General features: G+C 71.2%; 21 protein-coding genes. 9 read left to right on the plus strand and 12 right to left on the minus strand.

All coding sequences use genetic code 11. The features are described from left to right. The first annotated feature begins 53 nt into the window (after positions 1–53). A complete protein-coding gene (locus tag ACGFNV_RS20605; RefSeq protein ID WP_393624350.1) occupies positions 54–1,067 on the plus strand; it encodes a heme A synthase in 1,014 nt (337 codons plus the stop codon). Between the two features lies 1 nt (position 1,068). Here the strand turns inward: ACGFNV_RS20605 and ACGFNV_RS20610 are convergent, their stop codons facing one another. The 4 genes from ACGFNV_RS20610 to ACGFNV_RS20625 form a co-directional block, all read right to left on the minus strand. Beyond that, positions 1,069–1,809 (minus strand): nucleotidyltransferase domain-containing protein, encoded by a 741-nt coding sequence (locus tag ACGFNV_RS20610; RefSeq protein WP_393624352.1) that lies wholly within the window; start codon positions 1,807–1,809, stop codon positions 1,069–1,071. Between the two features lie 18 nt (positions 1,810–1,827). Then, the gene (locus tag ACGFNV_RS20615; protein ID WP_393624353.1) at positions 1,828–2,934 is read right to left on the minus strand and encodes an amidohydrolase family protein; all 1,107 of its coding nucleotides are present in this window, start codon (positions 2,932–2,934) and stop codon (positions 1,828–1,830) included. A gap of 173 nt (positions 2,935–3,107) precedes the next feature. Next, entirely contained in the window at positions 3,108–3,437 is a 330-nt protein-coding gene (locus tag ACGFNV_RS20620) for a hypothetical protein (RefSeq protein WP_393624354.1), read from the minus strand. Between the two features lie 91 nt (positions 3,438–3,528). Beyond that, the gene (locus ACGFNV_RS20625; RefSeq protein ID WP_393624356.1) at positions 3,529–4,482 is read right to left on the minus strand and encodes a heme o synthase; all 954 of its coding nucleotides are present in this window, start codon (positions 4,480–4,482) and stop codon (positions 3,529–3,531) included. Between the two features lie 387 nt (positions 4,483–4,869). On the opposite strand from ACGFNV_RS20625, the gene tkt reads away from it, so the two are divergent. From tkt to pgl, 5 genes are read left to right on the plus strand one after another with little or no spacing between them, the layout of a single operon-like run. Continuing rightward, on the plus strand, positions 4,870–6,957 hold the full coding sequence (tkt, locus tag ACGFNV_RS20630; RefSeq protein WP_393624358.1) for a transketolase: 2,088 nt from the start codon (positions 4,870–4,872) through the stop codon (positions 6,955–6,957). Positions 6,958–6,991: 34 nt separating this feature from the next. Beyond that, the gene (gene tal / locus ACGFNV_RS20635; protein WP_393624359.1) at positions 6,992–8,110 is read left to right on the plus strand and encodes a transaldolase; all 1,119 of its coding nucleotides are present in this window, start codon (positions 6,992–6,994) and stop codon (positions 8,108–8,110) included. A 1-nt stretch (position 8,111) separates the two neighbouring features. Continuing rightward, on the plus strand, positions 8,112–9,638 hold the full coding sequence (gene zwf, locus ACGFNV_RS20640; RefSeq protein WP_393624723.1) for a glucose-6-phosphate dehydrogenase: 1,527 nt from the start codon (positions 8,112–8,114) through the stop codon (positions 9,636–9,638). Further along, a complete protein-coding gene (gene opcA, locus ACGFNV_RS20645) occupies positions 9,635–10,750 on the plus strand; it encodes a glucose-6-phosphate dehydrogenase assembly protein OpcA (RefSeq protein ID WP_393624361.1) in 1,116 nt (371 codons plus the stop codon). The genes zwf and opcA overlap by 4 nt, the downstream gene beginning before the upstream one ends. Further along, positions 10,747–11,529: a 6-phosphogluconolactonase gene (pgl, locus tag ACGFNV_RS20650; protein WP_393624363.1), complete on the plus strand. Its 783-nt coding sequence runs from the start codon at positions 10,747–10,749 to the stop codon at positions 11,527–11,529. Before opcA ends, pgl begins: the two co-directional genes overlap by 4 nt. A gap of 52 nt (positions 11,530–11,581) precedes the next feature. Here the strand turns inward: pgl and ACGFNV_RS20655 are convergent, their stop codons facing one another. The 5 genes from ACGFNV_RS20655 to ACGFNV_RS20675 form a co-directional block, all read right to left on the minus strand. After that, positions 11,582–12,421, minus strand: a complete 840-nt coding sequence (locus ACGFNV_RS20655; protein WP_393624364.1) for a carbohydrate ABC transporter permease — start codon at positions 12,419–12,421, stop codon at positions 11,582–11,584. 11 nt (positions 12,422–12,432) lie between these two features. Further along, a complete protein-coding gene (locus tag ACGFNV_RS20660; RefSeq protein WP_393624365.1) occupies positions 12,433–13,791 on the minus strand; it encodes an ABC transporter permease subunit in 1,359 nt (452 codons plus the stop codon). A 2-nt stretch (positions 13,792–13,793) separates the two neighbouring features. Continuing rightward, positions 13,794–15,122 (minus strand): ABC transporter substrate-binding protein, encoded by a 1,329-nt coding sequence (locus ACGFNV_RS20665; protein WP_393624367.1) that lies wholly within the window; start codon positions 15,120–15,122, stop codon positions 13,794–13,796. A gap of 39 nt (positions 15,123–15,161) precedes the next feature. Beyond that, the gene (locus tag ACGFNV_RS20670) at positions 15,162–16,796 is read right to left on the minus strand and encodes a glycoside hydrolase family 13 protein (RefSeq protein WP_393624369.1); all 1,635 of its coding nucleotides are present in this window, start codon (positions 16,794–16,796) and stop codon (positions 15,162–15,164) included. Between the two features lie 100 nt (positions 16,797–16,896). Continuing rightward, a complete protein-coding gene (locus tag ACGFNV_RS20675) occupies positions 16,897–18,168 on the minus strand; it encodes an ABC transporter substrate-binding protein (protein ID WP_393624371.1) in 1,272 nt (423 codons plus the stop codon). 297 nt (positions 18,169–18,465) lie between these two features. Between ACGFNV_RS20675 and ACGFNV_RS20680 the strand changes: the two genes are divergently transcribed. The 3 genes from ACGFNV_RS20680 to ACGFNV_RS20690 are packed head-to-tail and all read left to right on the plus strand — an operon-like array spanning position 18,466 to position 22,071. Beyond that, positions 18,466–18,981, plus strand: a complete 516-nt coding sequence (locus ACGFNV_RS20680; protein ID WP_393624372.1) for a PadR family transcriptional regulator — start codon at positions 18,466–18,468, stop codon at positions 18,979–18,981. 19 nt (positions 18,982–19,000) lie between these two features. Further along, positions 19,001–19,750: an ABC transporter ATP-binding protein gene (locus ACGFNV_RS20685; protein WP_393624374.1), complete on the plus strand. Its 750-nt coding sequence runs from the start codon at positions 19,001–19,003 to the stop codon at positions 19,748–19,750. A 38-nt stretch (positions 19,751–19,788) separates the two neighbouring features. After that, positions 19,789–22,071 carry an FtsX-like permease family protein gene (locus ACGFNV_RS20690; RefSeq protein WP_393624376.1) on the plus strand — a complete coding sequence of 761 codons (2,283 nt, stop codon included), beginning with the start codon at positions 19,789–19,791 and terminating at the stop codon, positions 22,069–22,071. Between the two features lie 37 nt (positions 22,072–22,108). Here ACGFNV_RS20690 and pgi read toward each other — a convergent pair whose 3' ends face one another. From pgi to ACGFNV_RS20705, 3 genes are all read right to left on the minus strand, one after another. After that, entirely contained in the window at positions 22,109–23,761 is a 1,653-nt protein-coding gene (gene pgi / locus ACGFNV_RS20695; protein ID WP_393624378.1) for a glucose-6-phosphate isomerase, read from the minus strand. 72 nt (positions 23,762–23,833) lie between these two features. Further along, positions 23,834–25,102 carry an MFS transporter gene (locus tag ACGFNV_RS20700; RefSeq protein WP_393624380.1) on the minus strand — a complete coding sequence of 423 codons (1,269 nt, stop codon included), beginning with the start codon at positions 25,100–25,102 and terminating at the stop codon, positions 23,834–23,836. 121 nt (positions 25,103–25,223) lie between these two features. Next, the gene (locus tag ACGFNV_RS20705) at positions 25,224–25,559 is read right to left on the minus strand and encodes an RNA polymerase-binding protein RbpA (RefSeq protein WP_078947476.1); all 336 of its coding nucleotides are present in this window, start codon (positions 25,557–25,559) and stop codon (positions 25,224–25,226) included. Positions 25,560–25,609: the final 50 nt, after the last annotated feature.

A 25,609-nucleotide genomic window follows, 5' to 3' on the forward strand; every position in this document is an offset into this window, starting at 1 on the left:
CCGCCATGGACGAACCCGACCCTCGTGAAAGAGTGCACAAGCGTCGGCCTACGATGGGCGGCGTGCCAAAGCTGACCCGCGCCGACGCCACCGCCGCCGTGCGCAACCCCCTCGCCTTCATCGCCGCACGCTGGACCCCGGAACCCCGGACGGTTCGCCGGGCGGCCCTCGCCGCGCTCGTCATGTCGGTGGTCATCGTCGTCACCGGCGGCGCCGTCCGGCTGACCGGCTCGGGCCTGGGCTGCCCGACCTGGCCCAAGTGCACGGACGACTCGCTGACCGCCACCAGCGCGATGGGCTTCCACGGCGCCATCGAGTTCGGCAACCGCATGCTGACGTACGTGCTGTGCGCCGCCGTCGGCTGGGCGATCATCGCCGCGCGCTCCGAGAAGCCGTACAGGCGCGGTCTGACCCGGCTCGGCTGGGCGCAGTTCTGGATCGTGATGAGCAACGCCGTCCTCGGCGGCATCGTGGTGCTCGTGGGCCTCAACCCGTACACGGTCGCGGCGCACTTCATCGCGACGTCGGCGCTGATCGCGGTCGCCACGGTGATGTGGCAGCGCACCCGCGAGGGCGACGCGGAGCCCCGGGCGCTGGTCGGCACATCCGTGCGGCAGCTGGTCTGGTTCCTGGTCGCGGCCGCCGTCCTGCTGATCCTGGTCGGCACGGTCGTCACCGGCGCGGGACCGCACGCGGGCGACTCCAGCGAGGTCGACCGCATGCCGCTGGACTGGGAGACCGTCAGCAAGCTGCACGCCGTGCTGGCCTGGATCGTGGTGACGCTGACCTTCGCCCTGTGGTTCGTCCTCAAGGCGGTCGACGCGCCGAAGGCCCCGCTGGCCCGGACCAGGGAGCTGTTCCTGGTGCTGCTCGCCCAGGGTGTCATCGGCTACGTCCAGTACTTCACCGACCTGCCCGAGGCCCTGGTGGGCCTGCACATGCTGGGCTCCGCGCTGATGTGGATCTGGGTGCTGCGGGTGGTGCTGTCGCTGCGCGAACGCACGCAGACGACACCGACCGACCTGCCGGGGGCGCCGGAGGAACCCGCGGTGGCCACGCGCGCGTGAGTCATCCGTACGTCCTCACGAGCCCGTCGATGGCCGGCCCCAGGTAGGCCCGGGTCAGCTCGCCCCTGCGTTTCGTCCACTCCTTCGTGGGCGGCGCCGGGTCCGCGTACCGTCGGCTTCGTATGTCGTCGACCACCTCGACGGGCGCGCCGAGCCCGGGCAGCAGTTCCAGTGCCTCCCGCTTGGAGATCAGGTCGGTGTCGCGCAGCGTGGCGGTGGCGCGGGCGTAGGTCAGCAGCCCCAGGTCGACCCAGATGTCCTGTCGCCACAGCCGTGCCTGGTCCACCGCGGGCCGCCAGAAGTCCCGTTGATCGCGCACGACGAAGCGGTCGAGCTCGCGGTCCGGCACACCCGGGAGCAGCCGGGTGGGGTGCTCACCGTGCAGCACCCGTCCGAAGGCGTGGAGTTCGCGCCGGGTGACGGGAGTGACGGGTCGGCGCATCACATGGTGGTGCGCCCAGGTCAGGTGTGAGCGGTCCGCGTCCCGCCAGGTGTCCGGCGTGAGATAACTGCAGTGCAACTTGTCGGCGAGCGGCTCGGCGCGTTGTGCGCGGTGCAGTTTGATCACGCGTCGCACGGTCCTCAGGTTCACGGGGTCGGGCAGTACCGCGATCAGGTCCAGGTCGCTGCGGCCCTCCTGGTAGTCGCCCCCGGCGAGCGAGCCGTGCGCCCAGACGGCGACGGGGTTCAGAGCGGTCAGCCCATCGAGGAAACGGGACAGTAAGGCGTCGGTCTTCTGCATCCGGCCAGTCTGTACACATCACTCCAGCCCGTACACCCTGCGCGCGTTCCCCGCCGCGATCAGTCCCGCCACCCGCCGCGCGTCCGCCGACGACCACGCCCCCTCGGCGACCCAGGCGCCCAGCACCCTCGCGAGGGCCTCGCGGAACAGGCGCGCGCCCACCACGTGCAGCTCGGGCAGCGCCTGGCCCCCGCTGGAGAAGAGGATCTTGCCGAAGGGGGCCAGTTCCAGGATCTCGGCGAGGACGGTGGCCGCGCGGGCACCGGTGCGCACGAGTGCGGCGCCGCAGTCGGTGTACACGTGCGGGAAGACGCCGGCGAGGTGGGCGGCGTGGCGGTGGTACGGGTAGCCGTGCAGCAGGACCAGGTCCGTGCCGAGGCCCGCCGTCGCGCGGACGAAGTCCGTCAGCAGCACCGGGTCCGTACGGTCGATGCGCAGGCCCGGCGCCCCCAGCCCCGCGTGCAGTTGCAGGGGCAGCCCCGAGGCCACCGCGATCCACAGCAGGTGCCGTAGCAGCACCGGATCGTTCAGCTCCCCGCCGACACCGCGCCCGGCCAGCCACCGGCCGACGGCACCGCGCACCTCCCCGGGGCCCGGCGGTTCGGGCGCGAGCGCCAGGCCGTGCCGCACGCCCGCGACGGAGGTGAAGGCGACGGCGCTCGCGGCGGCGCCGTGCACCGACTCGGCGAGGTTGGCGAGGAACGACTCGACGGTGCCGGAGGTGTCGGCGACCTGCTCCGCGAGGAGTTCCAGCCGCACGATCTCGTGGGCGTCGGCTCCGCCCGTGGAGGCCATCTCGGAGGGTCCTGCGAGGTCGCCGGGCAGCCCTGTGTCCACCAGATAGGTGGTGATGCCGCTGCCGCGCAGCAGCCTGCGGCCCGTTTCCAGCACGCCCAGCTCACGACGGCGGGCGAGATAGCGGGCGGGGGGACAGTGCGGTTCCAGGCCGAGCAACGGGGGGCACCAACGCCGTACGGCGAATCCCGTCTGGGTGTCGAAGAGGGTGGTGCCGGGTGCGGGTGGGCCCTCGGTGCGGGCCAGCTGGGCCTCGAAGGTGCCGAGGCCCAGCTCTGTTCTCAGTACGCCGTGGCAGTACTGGTCCACGAGGGACGGCGTTTCGATCATCCGGACACCCCCGCGTGCGCTGGCTTTCACGGCCTAACGGGTGAACCGGTGAGTAGGTGTTGGTGGATGCGGTGGTTCTGTGACGCGCGGGCCGAATGTGGTCGCTCGCGCGGTTCCCCGCGGCCCCTGGGGTCTGTCGCGACGCCGGAATGATCCAAACGACAGGCCCTGGGTCAGTTGCTGGGGCCGCCGACCTGGATTCCGGCCATCCTCGTCCACTCGTACGGCCCCGTCTTCACCTTCGCCGCGAACTCGCCGTCGAAGGACTCGTGGACGGTGATGCCGGACTTCTCGACGGCCTTCTCGGCGATGGCGTAGGTGGGGGCCACCAGGTCGCCCCAGCCGCCGTCCTCACCGACGAGGACGATGCGGGCGCCGCGCTCCCCGATGTAGGCGACCTGGCCCTCGGCCCCGCCGTGTTCCTTGGCGAAGGACTTGATCTGCTTGGTGAGCCGGGCCACCTTGCGCTCGGCCTTCGCGTCGACCTGCTGCGTGTCTGCCATGGCCAGGATGCTACTCACGGGTAGAACGGGTGGCGAGAGCAGGGCCCTGTGACGTACGTCCGACGCACGCCGAGACGTGTTCCGACGTACGTCAGCGCAGGAAGGGGTCCACAGCCACCGCGACGAACAGCAGCGAGACGTAGGTGATGGACCAGTGGAACAGGCGCATCTCCTTGAGCTTCGCGCCCGTGACCTCGGCCTTCGCGCGGGTCATCAGCCCGTGCGCCTCCCACAGCCACCAGCCGCCCGCCGCCAGGGCGACCAGCGTGTAGAACCAGCCGGTGTAGCCGAGCGGGGTCAGCAGCAGGGAGACCGCGACCATGACCCAGCTGTAGATCACGATCTGCTTGGCGACCGTCTTGTTGGAGGCGATCACCGGCAGCATCGGCACGCCCACGCGCGCGTAGTCGTCCTTCACCTTCATCGACAGCGGCCAGTAGTGCGGCGGCGTCCAGAAGAAGATGACCATGAAGAGGATCAGCGGGGCCCAGGACAGCGAGTTCGTCACCGCCGTCCAGCCGATCAGCACCGGCATGCAGCCCGCGATGCCGCCCCACACGATGTTCTGCGAGGTACGGCGCTTGAGGATCATCGTGTAGACGACGACGTAGAAGAGGAGCGCGCCGAGGGCCAGCCAGGCCGACAGCCAGTTGACGGTGAGACCGAACAACAGCGTCGACGCCACCGCGAGCGTGATGCCGAAGGCGAGGCACTCGCGCGGGCTGACCATGCCGGTGACCAACGGGCGCTGCGAGGTGCGGTCCATCAGCGCGTCGATGTCACGGTCGATGTACATGTTCAGCGCGTTGGCGCCGCCGGCGGAGAGGTAACCGCCCACACAGGTCAGCAGCACCAGACCGAGGTCCGGCACGCCCTGCTGGGCGAGGAACATCACCGGAACCGTGGTGATGAGCAGCAGCTCGATGATCCGCGGCTTGGTCAGCGCCACGAACGCCTTGACACGGGCCCCGAACGGCCGGTGGATCCGGTTCTGGCTCGCACCGAGCACCCCCGCTGGACGGGATTCGACGGCCGTCACGCACACCCCTGACAGAGACTCCCAGCGAGCCTCCCCTGTGAAGTCCCGGTAAAGGCTCGCGCGTACCACGCCACTGTAGACGTTGCCCAGACCCGGACATTCGCGGGGGTCGGGTCGTGTTGAAGGGGGCGCTCCGGGGGGTCGTCCGACGTGCGTTCGGTGGCTCGATTGAGCAGTCGGATGAGCGGCTCCGTATTCAGATGCCGAATGCGGTCCGACCCAGTCGGGAGGCGGATCGCGCGCACCCCCGTCAGTCTGGAATGGCTCGAAAAAACGCACGTACTCGCGGGGGTAGGCTCGACAGCGGCCGGTGGGCATCCAGTGCACCGGCAGCCGGTGGGCGCGCGCCCAGAAGACCGGTACCCGACATGTGGAGAGGAGCCCTGACCCAGGGTGAGCACCAAGCCGACCACCACAGACCTCGAGTGGACCGAGCTGGACCAGCGGGCCGTGGACACCGCCCGCGTCCTGGCCGCCGACGCCGTACAGAAGGTAGGTAACGGCCATCCGGGTACGGCGATGAGCCTGGCGCCTGCCGCCTACACCCTCTTCCAGAAGGTGATGCGGCACGACCCGGCGGACGCCGACTGGGTCGGACGCGACCGTTTCGTGCTGTCCGCGGGCCACTCGTCCCTGACCCTCTACACCCAGCTGTACCTGGCCGGCTTCGGCCTTCAGCTGGACGATCTGAAGGCCTTCCGCACGTGGGGTTCGAAGACCCCCGGTCACCCGGAGTACGGGCACACGGTGGGCGTGGAGACGACGACCGGCCCGCTGGGCCAGGGTGTCGCCAACGCCGTCGGCATGGCGATGGCCGCCCGTTACGAGCGCGGCCTGTTCGACCCGGAGGCCCCGGCCGGCGAGTCGCCCTTCGACCACTTCGTGTACTGCATCGCCGGTGACGGCTGTCTGCAGGAGGGCATCTCCGCGGAGGCGTCCTCGCTGGCGGGTCACCAGAAGCTGGGCAACCTGGTCCTGTTGTGGGACGACAACCACATCTCCATCGAGGGTGACACCGAGACGGCCGTCTCCGAGGACACCGTCAAGCGCTACGAGGCCTACGGCTGGCACGTGCAGCGCGTGGCGCCCAAGCCGGACGGCGACCTCGACCCGCACGCCATCTACAACGCGATCGAGGAGGCGAAGAAGGTCACCGACCGGCCGTCCTTCATCGCGATGCGCTCGATCATCGCCTGGCCCGCCCCCAACGCCCAGAACACCGAGGCCGCGCACGGCTCGGCGCTGGGTGACGACGAGGTCGCGGCCACCAAGCGCGTTCTCGGCTTCGACCCGGAGCAGTCCTTCGAGGTCGCCGACGAGGTCATCGCCCACACCCGCGGGGCACTTCAGCGGGGCGCGGACGCCAAGGCGGAGTGGGAGAAGTCCTTCCAGCTGTGGCGCCAGAACAACCCCGAGCGCGCCGCCGACTTCGACCGTGTCGCCGCGGGTGAACTGCCCGCGGGCTGGGAGGAGAAGCTCCCGGTCTTCGAGCCCGGCAAGGGCCTGGCCACGCGTGCCGCGTCCGGCAAGGTGCTCCAGGCGCTCGGCGAGGTGATCCCGGAACTGTGGGGCGGCTCCGCCGACCTGGCCGGCTCGAACAACACCACGATCGACAAGACGTCGTCGTTCCTGCCGGCGGACAACCCGCTGCCGGAGGCGAACCCTTACGGGCGCACCCTTCACTTCGGTATCCGTGAGCACTCCATGGCCGCGGAGATGAACGGCATCGCGCTGCACGGCAACACCCGTGTCTACGGCGGCACGTTCCTGGTGTTCTCCGACTACATGCGCAACGCGGTGCGGCTGTCGGCCCTGATGCACCTGCCGGTGACGTACGTGTGGACGCACGACTCCATCGGTCTGGGTGAGGACGGCCCCACCCACCAGCCCGTCGAGCACATCGCCTCGCTGCGCGCGATCCCGGGTCTGAACGTGGTGCGTCCGGCGGACGCCAACGAGACCGCGATCGCCTGGCGCGAGATTCTCACGCGCTACACCAAGGAGTTCGGCAAGGGCGCCCCGCACGGTCTGGTGCTGACCCGTCAGGGCGTACCGACCTACGAGCCCAACGACGATGCCGCCAAGGGCGGTTACGTGCTGCTGGAGGCCGAGGGCGGCGAGGCGCAGGTCGTTCTCATCGCGACCGGTTCCGAGGTGCACGTGGCCGTCGAGGCGCGTGAGCAGCTCCAGGCGGACGGTGTGCCCACGCGCGTGGTGTCGATGCCGTCGGTGGAGTGGTTCGAGGAGCAGGACCAGGGGTACCGGGACAGCGTCCTGCCGCCTTCGGTGAAGGCCCGTGTCGCGGTCGAGGCCGGGGTCGGACTGACCTGGCACAAGTACGTGGGGGACGCCGGTCGCATCGTTTCCCTGGAGCACTTCGGTGCTTCGGCCGACGGCAAGGTGCTCTTCCGTGAATTCGGCTTCACTGCCGAGAATGTGGCCGCCAAGGCCCGGGAATCCATCGCCGCCGCCCAGCGCTGACGCTCATATACGACACGTAGGAGATGCATTTTCCATGACAGACGCACTCAAGCGCCTCTCCGATGAAGGCGTCGCGATCTGGCTGGACGACCTGTCGCGCAAGCGGATCACGTCCGGCAACCTCGCCGAGCTGATCGACCAGCAGCACGTCGTGGGCGTCACCACCAACCCGACGATCTTCCAGAAGGCCATCAGCAGCGGCGACGGCTACGAGCAGCAGCTCACCGACCTCGCCGCCCGCAAGGTGACCGTGGAAGAGGCCGTCCGCATGATCACCACGGCGGACGTCCGTGACGCCGCCGACATCCTGCGCCCGGTCTTCGACACCACCGACGGCCAGGACGGCCGGGTCTCCATCGAGGTCGACCCCCGCCTGGCCCACAACACCCGCGCCACCGTCGCCGAGGCCAGGCAGCTCGCCTGGCTCGTCGACCGCCCCAACACCCTCATCAAGATCCCCGCCACCCGGGCCGGCCTGCCGGCGATCACCGAGGTCATCGGCAACGGCATCAGCGTCAACGTCACCCTGATCTTCTCGCTGGAGCGCTACCGCGAGGTCATGGACGCCTACCTCAGCGGCCTGGAGAAGGCCCACGAGAAGGGCCTGGACCTCTCCCTGATCCGCTCGGTGGCGTCGTTCTTCGTCTCCCGCGTGGACACCGAGATCGACAAGCGCCTCGACGACCTCGGCACCGACGAGGCCAAGGCCGCCCGCGGCAAGGCCGCCGTCGCCAACGCCCGCCTCGCCTACCAGGCCTACGAGGAAGTCTTCTCCTCGGACCGCTGGCAGGCACTGGAGAAGGCAGGCGCCAAGAAGCAGCGCCCGCTGTGGGCGTCGACCGGTGTCAAGGACCCGGCGTACAAGGACACCATGTACGTCGACGACCTGGTCGCCCCCAACACCGTCAACACCATGCCGGAGGCCACCCTGCTGGCCACCGAGGACCACGGTGACATCACCGGCAACACCGTCGCCGGCACCTACGAACAGGCCCGCGCCGACCTCGACGCGCTCGAGAAGCTCGGGATCTCGTACGACGACGTGGTCCAGGTCCTGGAGGACGAGGGCGTCGAGAAGTTCGAGGCGTCCTGGAACGACCTGCTCAAGTCGACCGAGGCCGTTCTCCAGCGCCTCGCCCCCTCGGAGGGCTGAAATCTTGTCAAGCAGCAACCCGCTGCGTGACCCCGCAGACCGACGGCTCCCGCGTATCGCGGGGCCGTCGGGCCTGGTCATCTTCGGCGTCACGGGCGATTTGTCACGTAAAAAGCTGATGCCCGCGGTGTACGACCTCGCCAACCGGGGACTGCTGCCGCCGGGCTTCTCGCTGGTCGGCTTCGCCCGCCGTGAGTGGGCGCACGAGGACTTCGCCCAGGAGGTGCACGACGCCGTCAAGGCGCACGCCCGCACGCCCTTCCGCGAGGAGGTCTGGCAGCAGCTCATCCAGGGCATGCGCTTCGTGCAGGGCACCTTCGACGACGACGACGCGTTCGAGCGGCTCCGCTCGACGATCGAGGAGCTGGACAAGGCGCAGGGCACGGGCGGCAACTTCGCCTTCTACCTGTCGGTCCCGCCGTCCGCCTTCCCGGTCGTCATCCAGCAGCTGAAGAAGCACGATCTCGCCGACCAGACGGGCGGCTCCTGGCGGCGCGCGGTCATCGAGAAGCCGTTCGGGCACAACCTCGCCTCGGCCGAGGAACTCAACGCGATCGTGCACGAGGTCTTCGCCCCGGACCAGGTCTTCCGTATCGACCACTACCTGGGCAAGGAGACCGTCCAGAACATCCTGGCGCTCCGCTTCGCCAACACGATGTTCGAGCCGATCTGGAACCGGTCCTTCGTCGACCATGTGCAGATCACCATGGCCGAGGACATCGGCATCGGCGGGCGGGCGGGCTACTACGACGGCATCGGCGCCGCCCGTGACGTCATCCAGAACCACCTGCTCCAGCTGATGGCCCTGACGGCCATGGAGGAGCCGGCCTCCTTCGACGCCGACGCGCTCGCCGCGGAGAAGACCAAGGTGCTCGGCGCGGTCCGGCTGCCGAAGGACCTGGGCCGCGACACCGTGCGCGCCCAGTACGCGGAGGGCTGGCAGGGCGGCGAGAAGGCCGTCGGCTACCTCCAGGAAGACGGCATCAACCAGCAGTCCAAGACCGACACGTACGCCGCGATCAAGCTGGAGGTCGACAACCGCCGCTGGGCGGGCGTCCCCTTCTACCTGCGCACCGGCAAGCGTCTCGGCCGCCGGGTCACCGAGATCGCGGTGGTCTTCCAGCGGGCCCCGCACTCCCCCTTCGACCACACGGCGACGGAGGAGCTCGGCAAGAACGCCATCGTGATCCGCGTCCAGCCCGACGAGGGCGTCACGGTCCGCTTCGGCTCCAAGGTGCCGGGCACCTCCATGGAGATCCGGGACGTGTCGATGGACTTCGCCTACGGCGAGTCCTTCACCGAGTCCAGCCCCGAGGCGTACGAACGCCTGATCCTCGACGTGCTGCTGGGCGACTCGAACCTCTTCCCGCGCACCGAGGAGGTCGAGCTGTCCTGGAAGATCCTCGACCCGATCGAGGAGTACTGGGACAAGAACGGCAGGCCCGCGCAGTACCCGGCCGGTACGTGGGGGCCCGTCGAGGCCGACGAGATGCTCGAGCGAGACGGACGGAGCTGGCGCCGGCCATGAAGATAGACCTCACGGACACCACCGCCAGCAAGATCAACAAGGCGTTGGTCCAGGGGCGGCGCGCCATTGGCACGCCCGCCGTCGGCATGGTGCTGACCCTCGTCGTCGTGACGGACGAGGAGAACGCCTACGACGCTCTGAAGGCCGCGGACGACGCGTCCCACGAGCACCCCTCGCGCACGCTGGTGGTCATCAAGCGCGTCTCGCGCTCACCGAGGGGCCGCACCCAGTCCCGCCTCGACGCCGAGGTGCGGTTGGGCGCGGACGCGGGCACCGGCGAGACGGTCATCCTGCGGCTGTACGGCGAGGTCGCCGACCACGCCCAGTCGGTCGTCCTGCCGCTGCTGCTGCCGGACGCGCCGGTGGTGGTCTGGTGGTCGGTGGACGCCCCGCGCGACCCGGCGGGCGACCCGCTGGGCGCCCTGGGCCAGCGCCGGGTCACCGACAGCTACGCCGCGGAGAAGCCCGTCGAGGAACTGCGGGCCCGCGTCGAGAGCTACGAGCCGGGCGACACCGACCTGGCGTGGGCCCGCATCACGCCGTGGCGTTCGATGCTGGCCGCCGCCCTCGACCAGGTCAGCTGCGAGATCGTCTCCGCCGAAGTGGCGGGCGAGGAGTCCAACCCGAGCGTCGAGCTGCTCGCGATGTGGCTCGCGGACCGGCTCCATGTGCACGTGCGGCGCGCGATCTCCGCGGGTCCCGGCCTGACCCAGGTCCGGATGGAGACGACCGGCGGTCCCATCACCCTGCACCGGTCGGACGGGGCGATGGCCACGCTGGCGCTGCCGGGTCAGCCGGACCGCGCGGTGGCGCTCAAGCGCCGCGAGACGTCCGAGTTGCTCGCGGAGGAGCTGCGCAGGCTCGACCCCGACGACACGTACGCGTCCGCCCTGCGGTTCGGCGTGGACCGGCTGGGCGGCATCCAGTCGGCGGCGGAGCGGGCGGCCGAGGCAGCCGCGGCGGCCTCTCAGCCCGTGCCGTCCCTCCCGGTCCGCTCGGTGCCGGAACCGGCGGCCGCGGCCAAACCGGCCGCCGCCGGCTCGGGCCAGGGCGACGCCGAGCGGCCCTCTCCGGCGCAGATGCCCCCGGTCAAGAAGGCGGATCCGCAGTGAGCGCCCCGCAGCTGGTCGTGCACCACGACAAGGAGCTGATGGCGCAGGCCGCGGCGGCCCGGCTGATCACCAGGATCGTGGACGCCCAGGCCTCCCGGGGCCAGGCGTCCGTGGTGCTGACCGGCGGCCGCAACGGCAACGGCCTGCTGGCCGCGCTGGCCGCGGCGCCCGCCCGGGACGCCGTCGACTGGTCCCGCCTGGACCTCTGGTGGGGCGACGAGCGCTTCCTGCCCGAGGGTGACCCCGAGCGCAATGTCACCCAGGCCCGCGAGGCGCTGCTGGACGCGGTGCCGCTGGACCCGAAGCGCGTGCACGCCATGCCCGCGTCGGACGGCCCGTACGGCACCGACGTGGACGCGGCGGCGGCCGCCTACGCCGAGGAGCTGGCCCGGGCGGCCGACCCCGAGAACCACGGCGCCGTGCCCACCTTCGACGTCCTGATGCTGGGCGTCGGCCCGGACACGCACGTGGCGTCGCTCTTCCCCGAGCTGCCCGCCGTGCGGGAGACCGAGCGCACGGTGGTCGGCGTCCACGGCGCCCCCAAGCCGCCGCCGACCCGCGTCACCCTCACCCTCCCGGCCATCCGGGCGGCCCGTGAGGTGTGGCTGCTGGCCGCCGGCGAGGACAAGGCCCAGGCCGCGGCGATCGCCCTCTCCGGCGCGGGCGAGATCCAGGCCCCGGCCGCGGGCGCCCGCGGCCGCGCCCGCACCCTGTGGCTCCTGGACACGGCGGCGGCGTCACAGCTGCCGAGGGCGCTGTACCCACCGGCGTCGGCGTGACGGTGCGGGGCCCGGGGCCAATTGAAGCCCCGGGCCCCGTCTCACGTCCGTCTCACTTCACCGACCCGGCCATCACGCCCTGCACGAAGTGCCGCTGGAAGGCGAAGAACACCGCCACCGGCACGATCAGCGACAGGAACGCCCCCGGCGCCAGTACGTCGATGTTGCTGCCGAACTGCCTGATCTGGGACTGCAGTTCCACGGTCAGCGGCTGTGAGGAGCTGTCGGCGAAGAGGAGGGCCACCAGCATGTCGTTCCAGACCCACAGGAACTGGAAGATGGCCAGGCTGGCGATCGCGGGGCGTCCGACCGGCAGGACGAGCCGCGTGAAGATGCGCCACTCGCTGCCGCCGTCCATGCGGGCCGCCTCCAGCATCTCCTTCGGCATCTCGGCGAAGTAGTTGCGCAGCAGGAACACCGCGAACGGCAGCCCGTAGGCCACGTGGAAGAGCACCACACCGGGGATCGTGCCGAACAGGCCGAGCTGTCCGAAGAGTTTGGCGACCGGGAGCAGCCCGATCTGTACGGGCACCACCAGCAGCGCCACCACGACGAGGAAGATCGTCTCGCGGCCGGGGAAGTCGAGCCACGCGAAGGCGTACCCGGCGAGTGCCGCGACGACGACCACGAGCACCGTCGTCGGTACGGAGATCAGCACCGTGTTCCAGAACGCCTGGGTGATGCCCGCGTTCTTCAGCAGGGCCGTGTAGTTGTCGAAGGACAACTGCCCCGGGCCGGTGAACACCGTCCACCAGCCGCCCTTGGCGGTGTCCTCGGCGGACCGCAGGGAGGACAGGAACAGCCCGGCCAGCGGGGTCATCCACACCAGCCCGACCACCACGAGGAAGGCCTGGACGAGCCCGTTGCCCAGCCCGCGCCTGACGCCGTTCATCGCTGACTCCTTCATCGCTGGCTCCTGCGGAAACGACGGACGTTGAAGACCATGGCGGGGATCACCAGCAGCAGGAGCAGCACACCCAGCGCGCTGCCGAGGCCCTGGTTGTTGCCGCCGCCGAAGGACACCAGCCACATCTGCGTGGCGAGCACGGTCGCCTCCTCCTGCACGGGCCCGGGCGCGATGATGTAGACGAGGTCGAAGACCTTCATCACGTTGATCACCAGGGTCACGAACACGACGGTCAGCACCGGCGCGAGCAGCGGCACCGTGATCCGCCGGAAGATCTGCCACTCGTTGGCGCCGTCCATCCGCGCCGCCTCCAGCGCGTCCCGCGGCAGCGCCGCGAGGCCCGCCCCGATCAGCACCATCGAGAAACCGGTCCAGATCCACAGGTACGCCCCGATGATCGCCGGCGTGACGAGCGCGGGCCCGAGCCAGGAGATCCCCTCGTACGGCGGGGCGAAGTTCGAGGCGGGGAGCCGCACCGCGTACGAGCCGTCGGCGAGCCCCTCGAAGCGGAAGGTGCCGTCGGAGGCGGTGGTCGTCGTGGCGACCGTCTTCCCGTCGCGCACCGCCTCGACCGTCATCTCCGGCAGCCCGCTCTCCCGCTGGTCGACCTTGCCCTGCTCCCCTCCCCCGCCCGGTGTGAAGTCGAGGTAGACGACCCCGCGGAGTTCGTCCGGCGCCGCCTTGCGCCCGGCGGCCCCGTACGCGGGCCGGGCGTCGCCCGGCAGGTCCTGGGGCAGCACCCCGACCAGGCCGAGCGCCACCGCCTCGCCCGGCGCCACCCGTGTGTTCGTCCGGTACGAGCCGTCCGTCTCCTTGGTCAGGCCGTGGCCGTCACGTGCCCGGGCGGTCGGGTAGGACGACGTGCCCTGGAAGGCGTCGTGCACGGAGACCACGGCCGCGTTCAGGACGCCCTTGTCGGGGTCCTCGTCGTAGGCGAGCCGGAAGATGATGCCCGCGGCGAGGAAGGACACCGCCATCGGCATGAACAGCAGCAGCTTGAAGGCCGTGGCCCAGCGGACCTTCTCCACCAGCACGGCGAGGATCAGGCCGAGGCCGGTCAGCAGGGCGGGCGCCACGACCACCCAGATCGCGGTGTTGCGGACGGCCTTGATCGTCGCCGGGTCGCGGAACATCTCGGTGTAGTTCTCGCCGCCCACGAAGCGGGTGCCGGAGGCGTCGAAGAAGCTGCGGCCGACGGAGAACAGCACGGGGTAGACGACGAGCGCGCCCAGCAGGAGCAGCGCGGGAAACACGAACAGCAGGGCCACGGTCCGGCCCCGCCGCCGGGCGCGCCGGGCGGGCGCGGGGCCGGCGGCGGCCGGGGGGCTCGTCTCTTTCACCAGGGTCGAGGTCATGGTCAGCCCTGGTACGCCTTGGCCGCCGCGGCCTCCAGCTTCGCCGCGGTGCCCTTCGGGTCGGACGGGTCGCGCAGGAAGTCCTGGAGCAGCTTCCACTCGCCCGCGCCCTTGGTGCCGCCGAAGGCCGCCGGGGCCTGGTCGGACATGTCGAAGCGGACCGAGTCCCCGGCCTGCACGAGGGACTTGGCGGTGGCGCGGGTGACGTCGTCGCCGTACGAGGCGAGGTCGAGCTTCTTGTTCGGGGACAGGAAGCCGCCCGCCTCCGCCCACACGGCCGCGGCCTCCGGGGTCGCCAGGTACTCCAGGAGCGCCTGGGCGGCCTTCTGGTTCTTGCCGTCCTTCAGGACGGCGGCCGCGTCACCGCCGCTGACCACCGGTGCCTTGCCGGTGCCGACGGCCGGGAAGGGGAAGAAGTTCGCGTCCTCGCCGATCTTCTTGGCGAACTGGTCCTTGGCGACCCCGGCCACGAAGTCGCCCTCGTACACCATGCCGGCCTGGGGCTTCGGGCCGAACACCTTCTCCACCGAGCCCGGGAAGTCGGTGTTCAGGGCGCCCTTCTGGCCGCCGGCGATCAGCTGCTTGTCCTTGAAGAGCTTGCCGAGCGTGGTGAGCGCGTCGACCACGCTCGCGTCGGTCCACTTCAGCTTGTGGGCGGCGAGAGCGTCGTACTTCTCCGGTCCGGCCTGGGAGAGGTAGACGTTCTCGAACCAGTCGGTGAGGGTCCAGCCGTCCTGCCCGGCGACGGAGAAGGCGGCGAGCCCGGAGTCGGACACGGTGTGCCCGGCCTTCAGCATCTCGTCGTACGACTTCGGCGGCTCGACCCCGGCCTGGGTGAGGGCGTCGGGGCTGTACCAGACGGTCGACTTGTGGGCGGCCTTGAAGTACAGGCCGTACAGGGTGCCGTCGACGCTGCCGTAGTCCTTCCAGACGGGCGCGTAGTTGGCGTCCACGGCTTGCTGAGTCTTGGTCGACAGCGGCTTGAGCCAGCCCTTCTGCGCGAACTGCTTCAGCACGCCGACCTGCGGGACCATCACCACGTCGGGGGCGTTGCCGCCCTCGATCTTGCTGCCGACCACGGTGGAGACGTTGTCCCCGGTGGACACGAACTGGGTCTTGGCGCCGGTCTTCTCGCTGAACGCGTCCAGCACCTTCTGGAAGTTCTTCTGCTCGCTGCCGGACCAGACGCCGGCCACGGTGACCGTCTGGCCGCCGAGCGCCTTGTCGCCACCGCCTGCGGCGACCGGACCGCCGCCTCCGCAGGCGGTCGCGCCGAGCGCCAGGGCGAGGGCGGTGCAGCTGGTGAGCAGGGTGGTACGTCGTCGCATCATCGTTGATGTCCCTTCAAGGGGTCGGGAGGTGACGGGGATTCAGCGGTCGTTGATCCACCAGGCCGCCGTCGAGCCGGGGAGCACCCCGGCCGGGCAGGGGCCGCTGGACAGCAGGGCGGTGCCGGAGACCGGCGCGGGCGTGGGAGCCGTACCGAAGTTGACGGCGCAGACGAAGCCGTCACCGTCGCCGCCGCGGGCGAAGGCGAGGACCCCGGGCGGGGCATCCAGCCAGCGCATCGGCCCCTCGCCCAATGGGGGCAGTGCGGAGCGCAGTTGGAGACCGTCGCGGTACAGGTGCCAGAACGATCGGGTGTCGGCGAGGGCCCGGTCGGTGGCGTGTTCGGCGAACCACTCCGGCTGCGGCAGCCACGGCTTGACGCCCTCCGTGCCGGAGGTGAAGCCGAACGGGGACGCCTGACCGGACCACGGCAGCGGCACCCGGCAGCCGTCGCGGATCCGGGCGCGGCTTCCGGTGCGGCGGAAGATCGGGTCGGTGAGCACGTCGTCGGGCAGGTCGACGACCTCGGGCAGACCCAGTTCCTCGCCCTGGTAGATGTACGCGGCCCCGGGCAGCGCCAGCATCAGCAGCGCGGCGGCGCGGGCGCGGGCGGTACCGAGGCCGCTCCCACCAGGGGCGGGTTCGCCGTAGCGGGTGACGGTGCGGACCTGGTCGTGGTTGTTGAGGACCCAGGTGACCGAGGAGCCGGTGCCGGCGATGTCCTGCATCGCCTCGGAGATGACCTTGCGGAAGGCGTCGGCGTCCCAGGGGGCGCTGAGCAGGTCGAAGAAGAACGCCTGGTGGAGTTCGTCCGGGCGGACGTACAGGGCGTGTTCGCAGGCGGTGGGGACGGACACCTCGCCGACCAGGAGCCGTTCGCGGCCGTCACGTGCCGTGTACTCCTCGCACACCGAGCGCCAGTGCCGCCACACGTCGTGCACCTCGGGCTGGTTCCAGGCGAGCGGGTTGACGGAGTCGCGGGTGCGGGCGTCGGCCTCGGGGTCCGGGGAGTCGGGCAGGTCCGGGTGCTTGAAGAGGCCGGCGGCGACATCGATCCGGAAGCCGTCGACGCCCCGGTCCAGCCAGAAGCGCAAGGTCCGGTCGAACTCCGCGGCCACCTCGGGGTCACGCCAGTTCCAGTCGGGCTGCTCGGGCGTGAACATGTGCAGGTACCACTGGCCGGGGCTGCCGTCCGCCTCGGTGACCCGGGTCCAGGCCGGGCCGCCGAACATGGCGTGCCAGTTGTTGGGTGGCTCCGAGCCGTCCGGGCCCCGGCCGTCGGCGAAGTGGAAGCGGGCGCGGGCCGCGCTGCCGGGAGCCGCGTCGAGCGCCTGACGGAACCACGGGTGCTCGCTGGAGCAGTGGTTGGGGACGATGTCGAGCAGCACCCTGATGCCGAGTCGCCGGGCGGCCGTCATCAGCAGGTCGAACTCGGCGAGGTCGCCGAAGAGCGGGTCCACGTCGCAGTAGTCGGCCACGTCGTAGCCGTGGTCGTGCTGCGGTGAGGGGTAGAAGGGGCTCAGCCAGATCCCGTCGACGCCCAGCTTCCTCAGGTAGGGCAGTCCGGCCCTGACCCCGGCGAGATCTCCGACGCCGTCTCCGGTGCTGTCCAGGAAGCTGCGGACGTACACCTGGTAGATCACTGCGTCGCGCCACCAGTCGTACTTACTCAACATGTATACATGTTAGGTAGGTGTGTCGCGAGGGTGTCAACGAAAAGACAGCGCAGCAAAGCAAGATGAGACCTACGCGTTACCTAACAAGTAACTAGGAGGGCTATCGGTGAGAGATGGCGGCGAGCTCACGCGCCAGCCGCCGCACCGCGCTCTCGGGCGTCTCGCGCCCGGACATCGCGTCGTGCACGACCGCCTGCACCACCAGGCTGACCTGGTCGTAGCGCGGGCTCTTCGGGCGCGGGGCGGCCGCGAGCACACTGGCGCGCAGGGTCGGCAGGTACGGGAACGCCCGCACCAGCTCGGGATCCTCGTACAGGGCCGCGCGTACGGGCGGCAGCGCGCCCCGCGTGAGGACCTGCCGCTGGACGGGCTCACTGGTGAGGTACGCGATCAGGCGCGCGGCCGAGTCCGGGTGCCGCGCGTGAGTGTTGACGGCCAGGTTGGAGCCACCGAGGACGCTCGTCCCGGGCCCGTCGGGGCCGGGCAGCGGCACGGCGCCGACCTTGCCGGCGACCGGCGAGCCCTGGGCGGATGCGCCGACGTACGCGTAGGGCCAGTTGCGCAGGAAGAGGAGTCCGCCGTCCTGGAACGCCCGCTTGGACTCCTCCTCCTTGTAGGTCAGCGCCGCCTTCGGGATCCAGCCCTCCCGCACTCCGCGCGCGAGGAATCCGATGCCCTCGCGGGCGGCGGCCGAGTTCACGGTGACGCGCGCGCCCTCGTCGCCGAGGATCGTGCCGCCCGCCGAGTAGACGGCCTCGGCCGCGTTGACGGTGAGCCCCTCGTACGGCAGGAACTGGCCCGCGTAGCCGTCGAGCCCGTACTTCGGCGCGATGGTTCTCGCGTCCTGCTCCAGCTCGGCCCAGGTGCGCGGCGGTGGGACGCCCTCCTTCGCGAGGATGTCCTTGCGGTAGAGGAGCAGGCCGGCGTTGGTGACGTACGGGACGGCGTACAGCCGGTTGTCGTAGGTCGCCGTGTCCACGACCGGCGGCAGGAAGGTGTCGAGCGGGAAGCGGTCGGGGGGCAGCGGCCTGATCCAGCCGGCGGCCGCGAACTCCGAGGTCCAGTTGACGTCGATGTTGAGGACGTCGAAGCGGCTCCGGTCGCCGTCGCGCAGATCGGTGGTCATCTGCGCGTGGGTCTCGTCGGCGGAGTCCGGGAGTTCGACGAGGGTGACCCGCTCACCGGGGTGCGTGCGGTTCCAGCCCTCCAGGAGGGGGCCGAGATAGCCGGTGAGGTCACCGGCGGTGGCCAGCGTGAGCGGGCCCCGGCCGCCGGACGCGCTCTCGTCGGCCCGGACGCCCGAGGTGACGTAGCCGGTCATGACCACGACCAGGACGAGAAGGCCCCTACCGGCGGCGCGCATCCACCGCATAGGTTCCTCCCTGTACGCCTGGCACCGAGCGCCTTCGCTCGAGTCAGAGGCCATGTATACCTGTTAGGTATGGGCGATACTAGGGCCTGGCGTCAAACTCCCGCCGTCCGCCCGAAGGGCGGGCCCGGCGGCGTCTGGTGCGTGTGATCGCAAGGCGCCGGAGCGTCCTCGTGGCGGAGCCACGTGGGCGGTTCGGCAACGCGGCGAGCGCGCGTGCCAGACGCCGCCGGGCAGGTGGGAGTTTGACGGCAGGCCCTGTGGCCTGGAGCACATTACCGAGACAGGAGGACTGCACACGTGCGCCTGCCCCTCCTGGCTCTCCTCGCGCGTGGCCCCGCCCACGGTTACGAGCTCAAGCAGGACCTTGAGCAACTGCTGGGCTCCGCGTACCCTCAGCCGAACATCGGCCAGGTCTACGTGACCCTCGGCCGGCTCGAGAAGCAAGGACTGATCGAGGGCAAGGACGTCGAGCAGTCCAGCCGGCCCAACAAGAAGGTCTACCACCTGACCGACACCGGGCGGGAGGCGCTGCGCGCCTGGTTCGAGGAGCCCGAGGACGAGCCGCGGGTGCGCGACGAGTTCTTCATGAAACTGGCCCTCGCCCCACAGACCGGTCTCGCCGAGCAGATCGCCCTCATCAACAAACAGCGGCGCCAGTACCTCAACACCATGCGGCACCTGTCGAAGCTGGCCGCCGCCGAAGACCGCGACAACCGCATCGCCCACCTGCTGATCGAGGGCGCGATGCTGCACCTGCAAGCCGACCTCGACTGGCTGGAACGGTGCCAGGAAGAGCTGGAGGAGCTGGAGTGAGCGATCCTGTGAGCAATCTGTGATCGACCGTCCCACTCCTGTGCTGCGCGCCGAGGGCCTGGTCAAGACGCACTACGGCGAGGGCGCCCCGGCGCACGCCGTGCGCGGGGTCGACCTGTGCGTGCGCCCGGGCGAGTTCGTGGCCGTCACCGGCCCGTCCGGCGCCGGAAAGTCGACACTGCTGCATCTGCTGGGCGGGTTGCAGCGGCCGGACGGCGGCAGCATCTGGCTGGACGGCGCGTGCACGGACGCCTACAGCGAGGCCCGCTGGGCGGTGGAGCGCCGCAAGCGGATCGGGATCGTCTTCCAGTTCTTCAACCTGGTGTCGAACCTGTCGGTCGCCGACAACGTGGAGCTGCCCGCCCTCCTCGCCGGGGTCTCCCCCCGGCAGGCGCGCACCGAGCGGGAGGAACTGCTGGCGGAGCTGGGCCTGGCCGGCAAGGAGCGCAGCATGCCCGGCGAGCTGTCCGGCGGTGAACAGCAGCGGGTCGCGCTGGCCCGGGCCCTGGTCAACCACCCGCCGCTGCTGCTGGCCGACGAGCCCGCGGGCAGCCTGGACAGCAAGGGCACCCGCGAGGTGATGCGGCTGCTGTCCCGCTTCCACCAGCGCGGGCAGAGCATCGTACTGGTCACGCATGACGCGCGGCTGGCGAGCGCGGCGGACCGGGTGATCAGCTTCTTCGACGGGCGGATCGCCGACGACGCCGAACTCGACGGCACACCGACGCGCGGGTCCGGGATCTCCGGGGTGCTGGAGCTCAGGGACTGACATGCGGGTGTACGACGTCCCCGGGGAGGGGTGACACGGTGCGGGCCACCTTGCGCTGGGCGCACTCCGATCTGCGCACGCACCGCGGCGAGGCGCTGTTCCTGGTGCTCGCCACCGCGGGCATCGTCGTCTCGCTGCTGCTGGCCACCGCGCTCTTCGGGTACGCCACCAACCCCTGGCAGCGTGTCTTCACGCAGGCGCGCGGCGCCCACGTGTGGATCCACACGGACCGCTCCGCCGAGGTGGGGAAACTGGCGGGGCTGGACGGTGTCGACTCCGTCGCGGGCCCCTACCCCACCGCCTCCGCCACCCTCGCCGCCCGCGGCACCCGCGCCTCCGTCGAACTGCGGGGCACACCCGAGCGCCCCGTCGTCGGCCGCCCGCTGCTCAGCTCCGGGCACTGGCTGGACCCGGCGACCCCCGACGGCGTGGTCCTGGAGAGCCGCCTCGCCCGCGCCCTGCTGACCGAGCCCGGCGACACCCTCACCCTGCCCGGCACCACCCGGAAACTGACCGTCCTCGGCATCGCCGACAGCGCCGAGCCCCGCTACCACGCGGGCGAGCAGCCGGGCCTCGTCTGGGCCCTGCCGTCCGCCGTGCGCGACCCCGGCGGCCAGGTCATCGGCCTGCGCCTGACCGACCCCGACGACACGGACTACGCCGTCCAGCGCGCCGTCACCGTGCTGGGCGCCGGCGCCATCGGCGAGGTGTCCACCTGGCAGCAGGCGCGCGCCGAGGCCCAGGGCGACAACCGGCTGCTGGGACAGGTGCTGACCCTGTTCGGGCTCGGTGCGCTGGTCGCCGCCGGGCTCGCCGTGCATGGGGCGATCGCCACCCGCATCCGGGGCCACCTGCGGGACATCTCGGTGCTGAAGGCGATCGGCTTCACCCCGGGCCAGGTCGTGCGCGTGTTCCTGCTCCAGCACCTCGCCTACGCGCTGCTGGGCGCCTTGGCGGCGGCCGGGCTCACCCAGGCCGTGGGCAGCCGGATCCCGGGGCGCCTCGGGGACGCCCTCGGCGTCTGGCAGGGGCTGCCCGGGCACACGGTCGCACTGGTCGCGGTGCCGGTGGGCGCGGTGCTGTTCATCGGCGCGACCACCGGGCTCGCGGCCTGGCGGGCGGGGCGGGTGCCCCCGGTCCCGGTGCCGCGGCCCGCGGCGGCGCCCGGGGGACGGCTGCCGGGTGTGGCGCGCCGGGCGCTGGGGCTGAGGGTGCCGCCCGGCCTGGTGCTGGGCTGTCACAAGGTCCTCACCGGCCGACTGCGGTCGCTGTCGACGGTGGCCCGGCTCGCGCTGCCGCTGCTGCTGATCGTGGTCGCGATGAGCGCCTGGACCACCATGGACCGCTTCCACAGCAGGCCCGAGCAGGTCGGCATGCCGACCGCCCTCACCGTCCACGCGGACGCGGGCCTGAGCACCCGGGAGGTACGGACCCTGCTGGAGCGGGACCCGCAGGTCGCCGCCGCCTATCCGGGCGTCGAGGTGGCCGCCCTGGTCCCGGGCCAGACGGCCACGATCGCGCTGCGCGGCCTCGGCACCCGCCAGGAGCCGTACCCCTACGCCCTGGCCGAGGGCCGCCTCCCCCGTGACCGGGACGAGGCGGTCGCCGGACAGGGACTGCTGGACCTGCTGGACGTACGCGTCGGCGACTGGGTGCGGATGACCGTGGGCGACCAGCCGCAGATCCTGCACATCGTGGGCCGCAGCATCGAGCCCGAGAACGCCGGGCGGGTCATCTCCACCTCCCTCGACACCCTCGTCGAGAACGATCCGCGCCTCGCGCCCGGCCTCTATCAGCTGCGGCTGCGCCCCGGCGCCGACCCGCACGAGGTCGCCGGCCGACTGGCCGACACCGGGCACGGACACCTGGACGTCCACGCCGTGACCAACCCGGCCGACGGGCTCTCGCCGCTGCGCGGGGTCGTCGTCGGGCTGATCGCGGTGCTGGCCCTCATCGGGCTGATCGAGCTGCTGACGGCGATCGGGGGCACCGTCCGTGAGGGTGAGCGGGACCTGCTGGCGCTCAAGGCCATCGGCCTGTCCCCGCGCCAGATCACGGCCGTCACCGTCACGGCCACCGGCTGCACCGCCCTGGCCGCGGTCCTCGCCGGTACGGCACTGGGCCTGCCCCTCGCACGCTGGCTGATCGACGCCCAGGGCAGGTCCAGCGGCATCGGCCCGGGCATCGCCCAGGGGCCGTCGCCGACCCTTCTGATGCTGCTGGGCGTGGCCGCGGTACTGGGCGCGGCCGCCCTCGCCGCCCTCCCCGCTGCCCGCGCGGCCCGGCGCCGCCTGGCGGACACACTGAGCGCGGTGACCTGACGGGGCCGGGGGCAACGGGAGGCTTCGAGGGCCCGGGTCACTGCCTTCCGCGCAGCTCCCGGTACGTCGCGACCAGAGACTTCGTGGACGCGTCCAGGCCGGGGACGTCCGCGCCCTCGGTCAGGGCGGGCTCGACGCGCTTGGCGAGGACCTTGCCGAGCTCGACGCCCCACTGGTCGAAGGAGTCGATGTTCCAGACGGCGCCCTGGACGAACACCTTGTGCTCGTAGAGCGCGATGAGCTGGCCGAGGACCGACGGGGTCAGCTCGCGCGCCAGGATCGTGGTCGTCGGGTGGTTGCCCTTGAACGTCTTGTGCGCGACCAGTTCCTCCGCCACCCCCTCCGCGCGGACCTCGTCGGGCGTCTTGCCGAAGGCCAGCGCCTGGGTCTGGGCGAAGAAGTTGGCCATCAAGAGGTCGTGCTGTGCCCTGAGTTCTTCGCTCAGCTCGGCGACCGGCTCGGCGAAGCCGATGAAGTCCGCCGGGATCAGCTTCGTGCCCTGGTGGATGAGCTGGTAGTAGGCGTGCTGGCCATTGGTGCCCGGGGTGCCCCACACCACGGGCCCGGTCTGCCACTCGACCTCGCGCCCGTCCCGGCCGACGTACTTGCCGTTGGACTCCATGTCCAACTGCTGGAGGTACGCGGCGAACTTGGACAGGTAGTGCGAGTACGGCAGCACGGCGTGCGACTGCGCGTCGTGGAAGTTGCCGTACCAGATGCCCAACAGGCCCAGCAGGAGCGGGGCGTTGGACTCCGCGGGCGCGGTCCTGAAGTGCTCGTCGACGAGCCGGAAGCCGTCGAGCATCTCGCGGAAGCGGTCGGCGCCGATGGCGATCATCAGGGAGAGCCCGATGGCGGAGTCGTAGGAGTAGCGGCCACCGACCCAGTCCCAGAACTCGAACATGTTCGCCGTGTCGATGCCGAACTCGGCGACCTTCTCGGCGTTCGTCGACAGCGCCACGAAGTGCCGGGCGACGGCGGCCTCGTCGCCGAGCGCGTCCACCAGCCAGGTGCGGGCCGAGGTGGCGTTGGTGATCGTCTCGATCGTGGTGAACGTCTTGGAGGCGATGATGAACAGCGTCTCGGCCGGGTCCAGGTCACGGGTGGCCTCGTGCAGGTCGGCGCCGTCCACGTTGGACACGAAGCGGACCGACAGATCGCGGTCGGTGTAGCTGCGCAGCACCTCGTACGCCATCGCCGGGCCGAGGTCGGAGCCACCGATGCCGATGTTGACCACGTTCCGGATGCGCCTGCCGGTGTGGCCGGTCCAGGCGCCGGAGCGGACGCGGCCCGCGAAGTCGGCCATCCTGTCCAGGACGGCGTGCACCGCGGGGACGACGTTCTCCCCGTCGACCTCGATCACGGCGTCGCGCGGGGCGCGCAGCGCGGTGTGCAGGACGGCGCGGTCCTCGGTGGTGTTGATCTTCTCGCCGCGGAACATGGCGTCCCTGAGGCCGAAGACGTCGGTGGCGGCGGCCAGCTCGCGCAGCAGCCGCAGCGTCTCGTCGGTGACGAGGTGCTTGGAGTAGTCGATGTGCAGGTCCCCGACCTGCAGCGTGTACCCGCCGCCGCGTGCGGGGTCGGCGGCGAACAGCTCACGCAGCCGCACCTCCCCCAGTTCCTCGCGGTGCTTGGCCAGAGCGGTCCACTCGGGCGTCTGGTTGAGCCTGGCACGGCCGTCTGCGTTCATCTCGGGCTTCAGCCTTCTTTCCTGCGCCTGTCCTGCTGCTTCCTGCCCCGCTGCCGGTCCCAACCTAGTTGATCAGCGCGTGGCGTGAGCTGCCGTGGCGTCGTCGTGCGGTGCGACTACAGGTACGTCCGGGCCGCGCACGGGTATCAGTGCGGCGACGGACAGGACGAAGAAGGCCGCCGTGAGCAGCGGCGGGGTGTTGAGGCCCCAGGCCGTGGCGACGGCACCGCCGAGCAGGGCACCCAGGGGTACTCCGGCGTAGGACAGGGTCCGGAAGGCGGAGCTGACCCGGCCGAGGAGTTCGGCGGGGCTGCGCTGCTGCATCAGGGTCGTGGTGTTGACGTTCCACACCATGCCCATGAGTCCGAAGACGGCGAGGGCCGCGACCAGCACGGCCAGGCTGCGCACGGTGCCCATGACGACGAGGGCCGCGGTCTGCGCCGTACCGGCGAGGAGCACGGCGCGGATCGGGCCGACGCGGCGCACGAGCCGACCGTTCACCAGTCCTCCGGCCAGGCTGCCGACGGTGACCGCGGTGGCCGCCGCCGCGTAACCCGTGGGGCCCGCGTCCAGCCAACCGGTCACCAGGACGACCAGCGTGGCGAGCTGGGCGCCCATGCCGATGTTGCACAGGGCCGTGGCGGCGCACAGGCCCCGCAGGGGGCCGTCCCGCCACAGGTGGCGGAGGCCGTCGGCGATCTCCCGGCGCAGGGTGCTGCCCGCCGCTCTCGGTTCCCCCTCGGGCGCGGCGGTCCGCAGCGAGGCGACCAGCGCGGCCGCCACCAGGAACGTCGCCGCGTCGACGGCGAAGGGAACGGCCGCCCCGGCGGCGACCAGCAGCGGCACGGCCGGCGCGCCCACCAGACCGCCCGCGATCCGCTGGCCGGTCATCAGGCGGACGTTGGCGCTGCCCAGCGCCGCGCGGTCCACGAGGGCGGGCAGCAGGGCCGTGGAGGCGTTGTCGAACAGCGTCTGGAGGACGGTCAGGGCGAAGGCCAACGCGATCAGCAGGGAGATCGAGGCATGACCGAGCGCGACGGCCCCCGCGAAACCGGCGACCAGCAGTCCTCGTAACGCGTCCACCGTCCACATGGCGCGCCGCTGGTCCACACGGTCGGCGACCGCCCCGCCGAGCAGGCCGAAGACGATCCACGGCAGATAGCCGCAGGCGGTGACCGAGGCGATGAGGAGCGGCTCGTCGGTCAGCGTGGTGGCCAGCAGGGGCAGCGCCGCCGCGCGCAGGGCGTCCCCGAAGCTGGACAGCACCGCGGCGCCCCACAACCGCCCGAACCCACCGCGCCACGCGGGCGCACGCACGCTCCTCGCCTCGACCGCCGTCACAAGTCCCCCTCACGGTTCGCTCCTTCACAAACCGTAGGGGGAGGCACTGACAACGGGGCCGGGACAGGCGTCCGGACGCCTCCGGCCAGGCACCCTCGGGCACCCGGCCGGTTCTCAAGTTCTAGATCTCGCCCCGCAGTTTGGCGAGCGCCTCGGCGAGGATCGCCTCGCCGTCCGCGTCGCTGCGTCGCTCCCTGACGTACGCGAGGTGCGTCTTGTAGGGCTCGGTACGCGGCGGGTCCGGCGGGTTGTCCCGGTCCTGTCCGGCCGGGAAGCCGCAGCGCGGGCAGTCCCAGTTGTCGGGCACCTGTGCGTCGCTGGCGAAGCTGGGCTGCGTCTCGTGCCCGTTGGAGCACCAGAAGGAGATGCGCAGACGCGGCGCGGACTCGCCACGCTCGGCCTCGCCCATCGGCCCCGCCCCGACCCGGCTTCCTCGGATCGCGTTGCCACTTGCCACGGTCGTAACTCCCTGCGTGATGGTGCCGCGAAGCGAGTCGGCGTTTCGCT

The sequence above is a fragment of the Streptomyces sp. NPDC048751 genome (assembly GCF_043198595.1).
Taxonomy (GTDB): Bacteria; Actinomycetota; Actinomycetes; order Streptomycetales; family Streptomycetaceae; genus Streptomyces.

Bases quoted from the DNA above. Each gene is read 5' to 3' on its own strand.
- ACGFNV_RS20665 (WP_393624367.1), bottom strand. From the start codon at position 15,122: ATGATGCGACGACGTACCACCCTGCTCACCAGCTGCACCGCCCTCGCC.
- ACGFNV_RS20660 (WP_393624365.1), bottom strand. From the start codon at position 13,791: ATGACCTCGACCCTGGTGAAAGAGACGAGCCCCCCGGCCGCCGCCGGC.
- pgi (WP_393624378.1), bottom strand. From the start codon at position 23,761: ATGAACGCAGACGGCCGTGCCAGGCTCAACCAGACGCCCGAGTGGACC.
- ACGFNV_RS20670 (WP_393624369.1), bottom strand. From the start codon at position 16,796: ATGTTGAGTAAGTACGACTGGTGGCGCGACGCAGTGATCTACCAGGTG.
- ACGFNV_RS20655 (WP_393624364.1), bottom strand. From the start codon at position 12,421: ATGAACGGCGTCAGGCGCGGGCTGGGCAACGGGCTCGTCCAGGCCTTC.
- ACGFNV_RS20675 (WP_393624371.1), bottom strand. From the start codon at position 18,168: ATGCGGTGGATGCGCGCCGCCGGTAGGGGCCTTCTCGTCCTGGTCGTG.
- tal (WP_393624359.1), top strand. From the start codon at position 6,992: ATGACAGACGCACTCAAGCGCCTCTCCGATGAAGGCGTCGCGATCTGG.
- ACGFNV_RS20615 (WP_393624353.1), bottom strand. From the start codon at position 2,934: ATGATCGAAACGCCGTCCCTCGTGGACCAGTACTGCCACGGCGTACTG.
- opcA (WP_393624361.1), top strand. From the start codon at position 9,635: ATGAAGATAGACCTCACGGACACCACCGCCAGCAAGATCAACAAGGCG.
- ACGFNV_RS20610 (WP_393624352.1), bottom strand. From the start codon at position 1,809: ATGCAGAAGACCGACGCCTTACTGTCCCGTTTCCTCGATGGGCTGACC.
- ACGFNV_RS20605 (WP_393624350.1), top strand. From the start codon at position 54: ATGGGCGGCGTGCCAAAGCTGACCCGCGCCGACGCCACCGCCGCCGTG.
- ACGFNV_RS20620 (WP_393624354.1), bottom strand. From the start codon at position 3,437: ATGGCAGACACGCAGCAGGTCGACGCGAAGGCCGAGCGCAAGGTGGCC.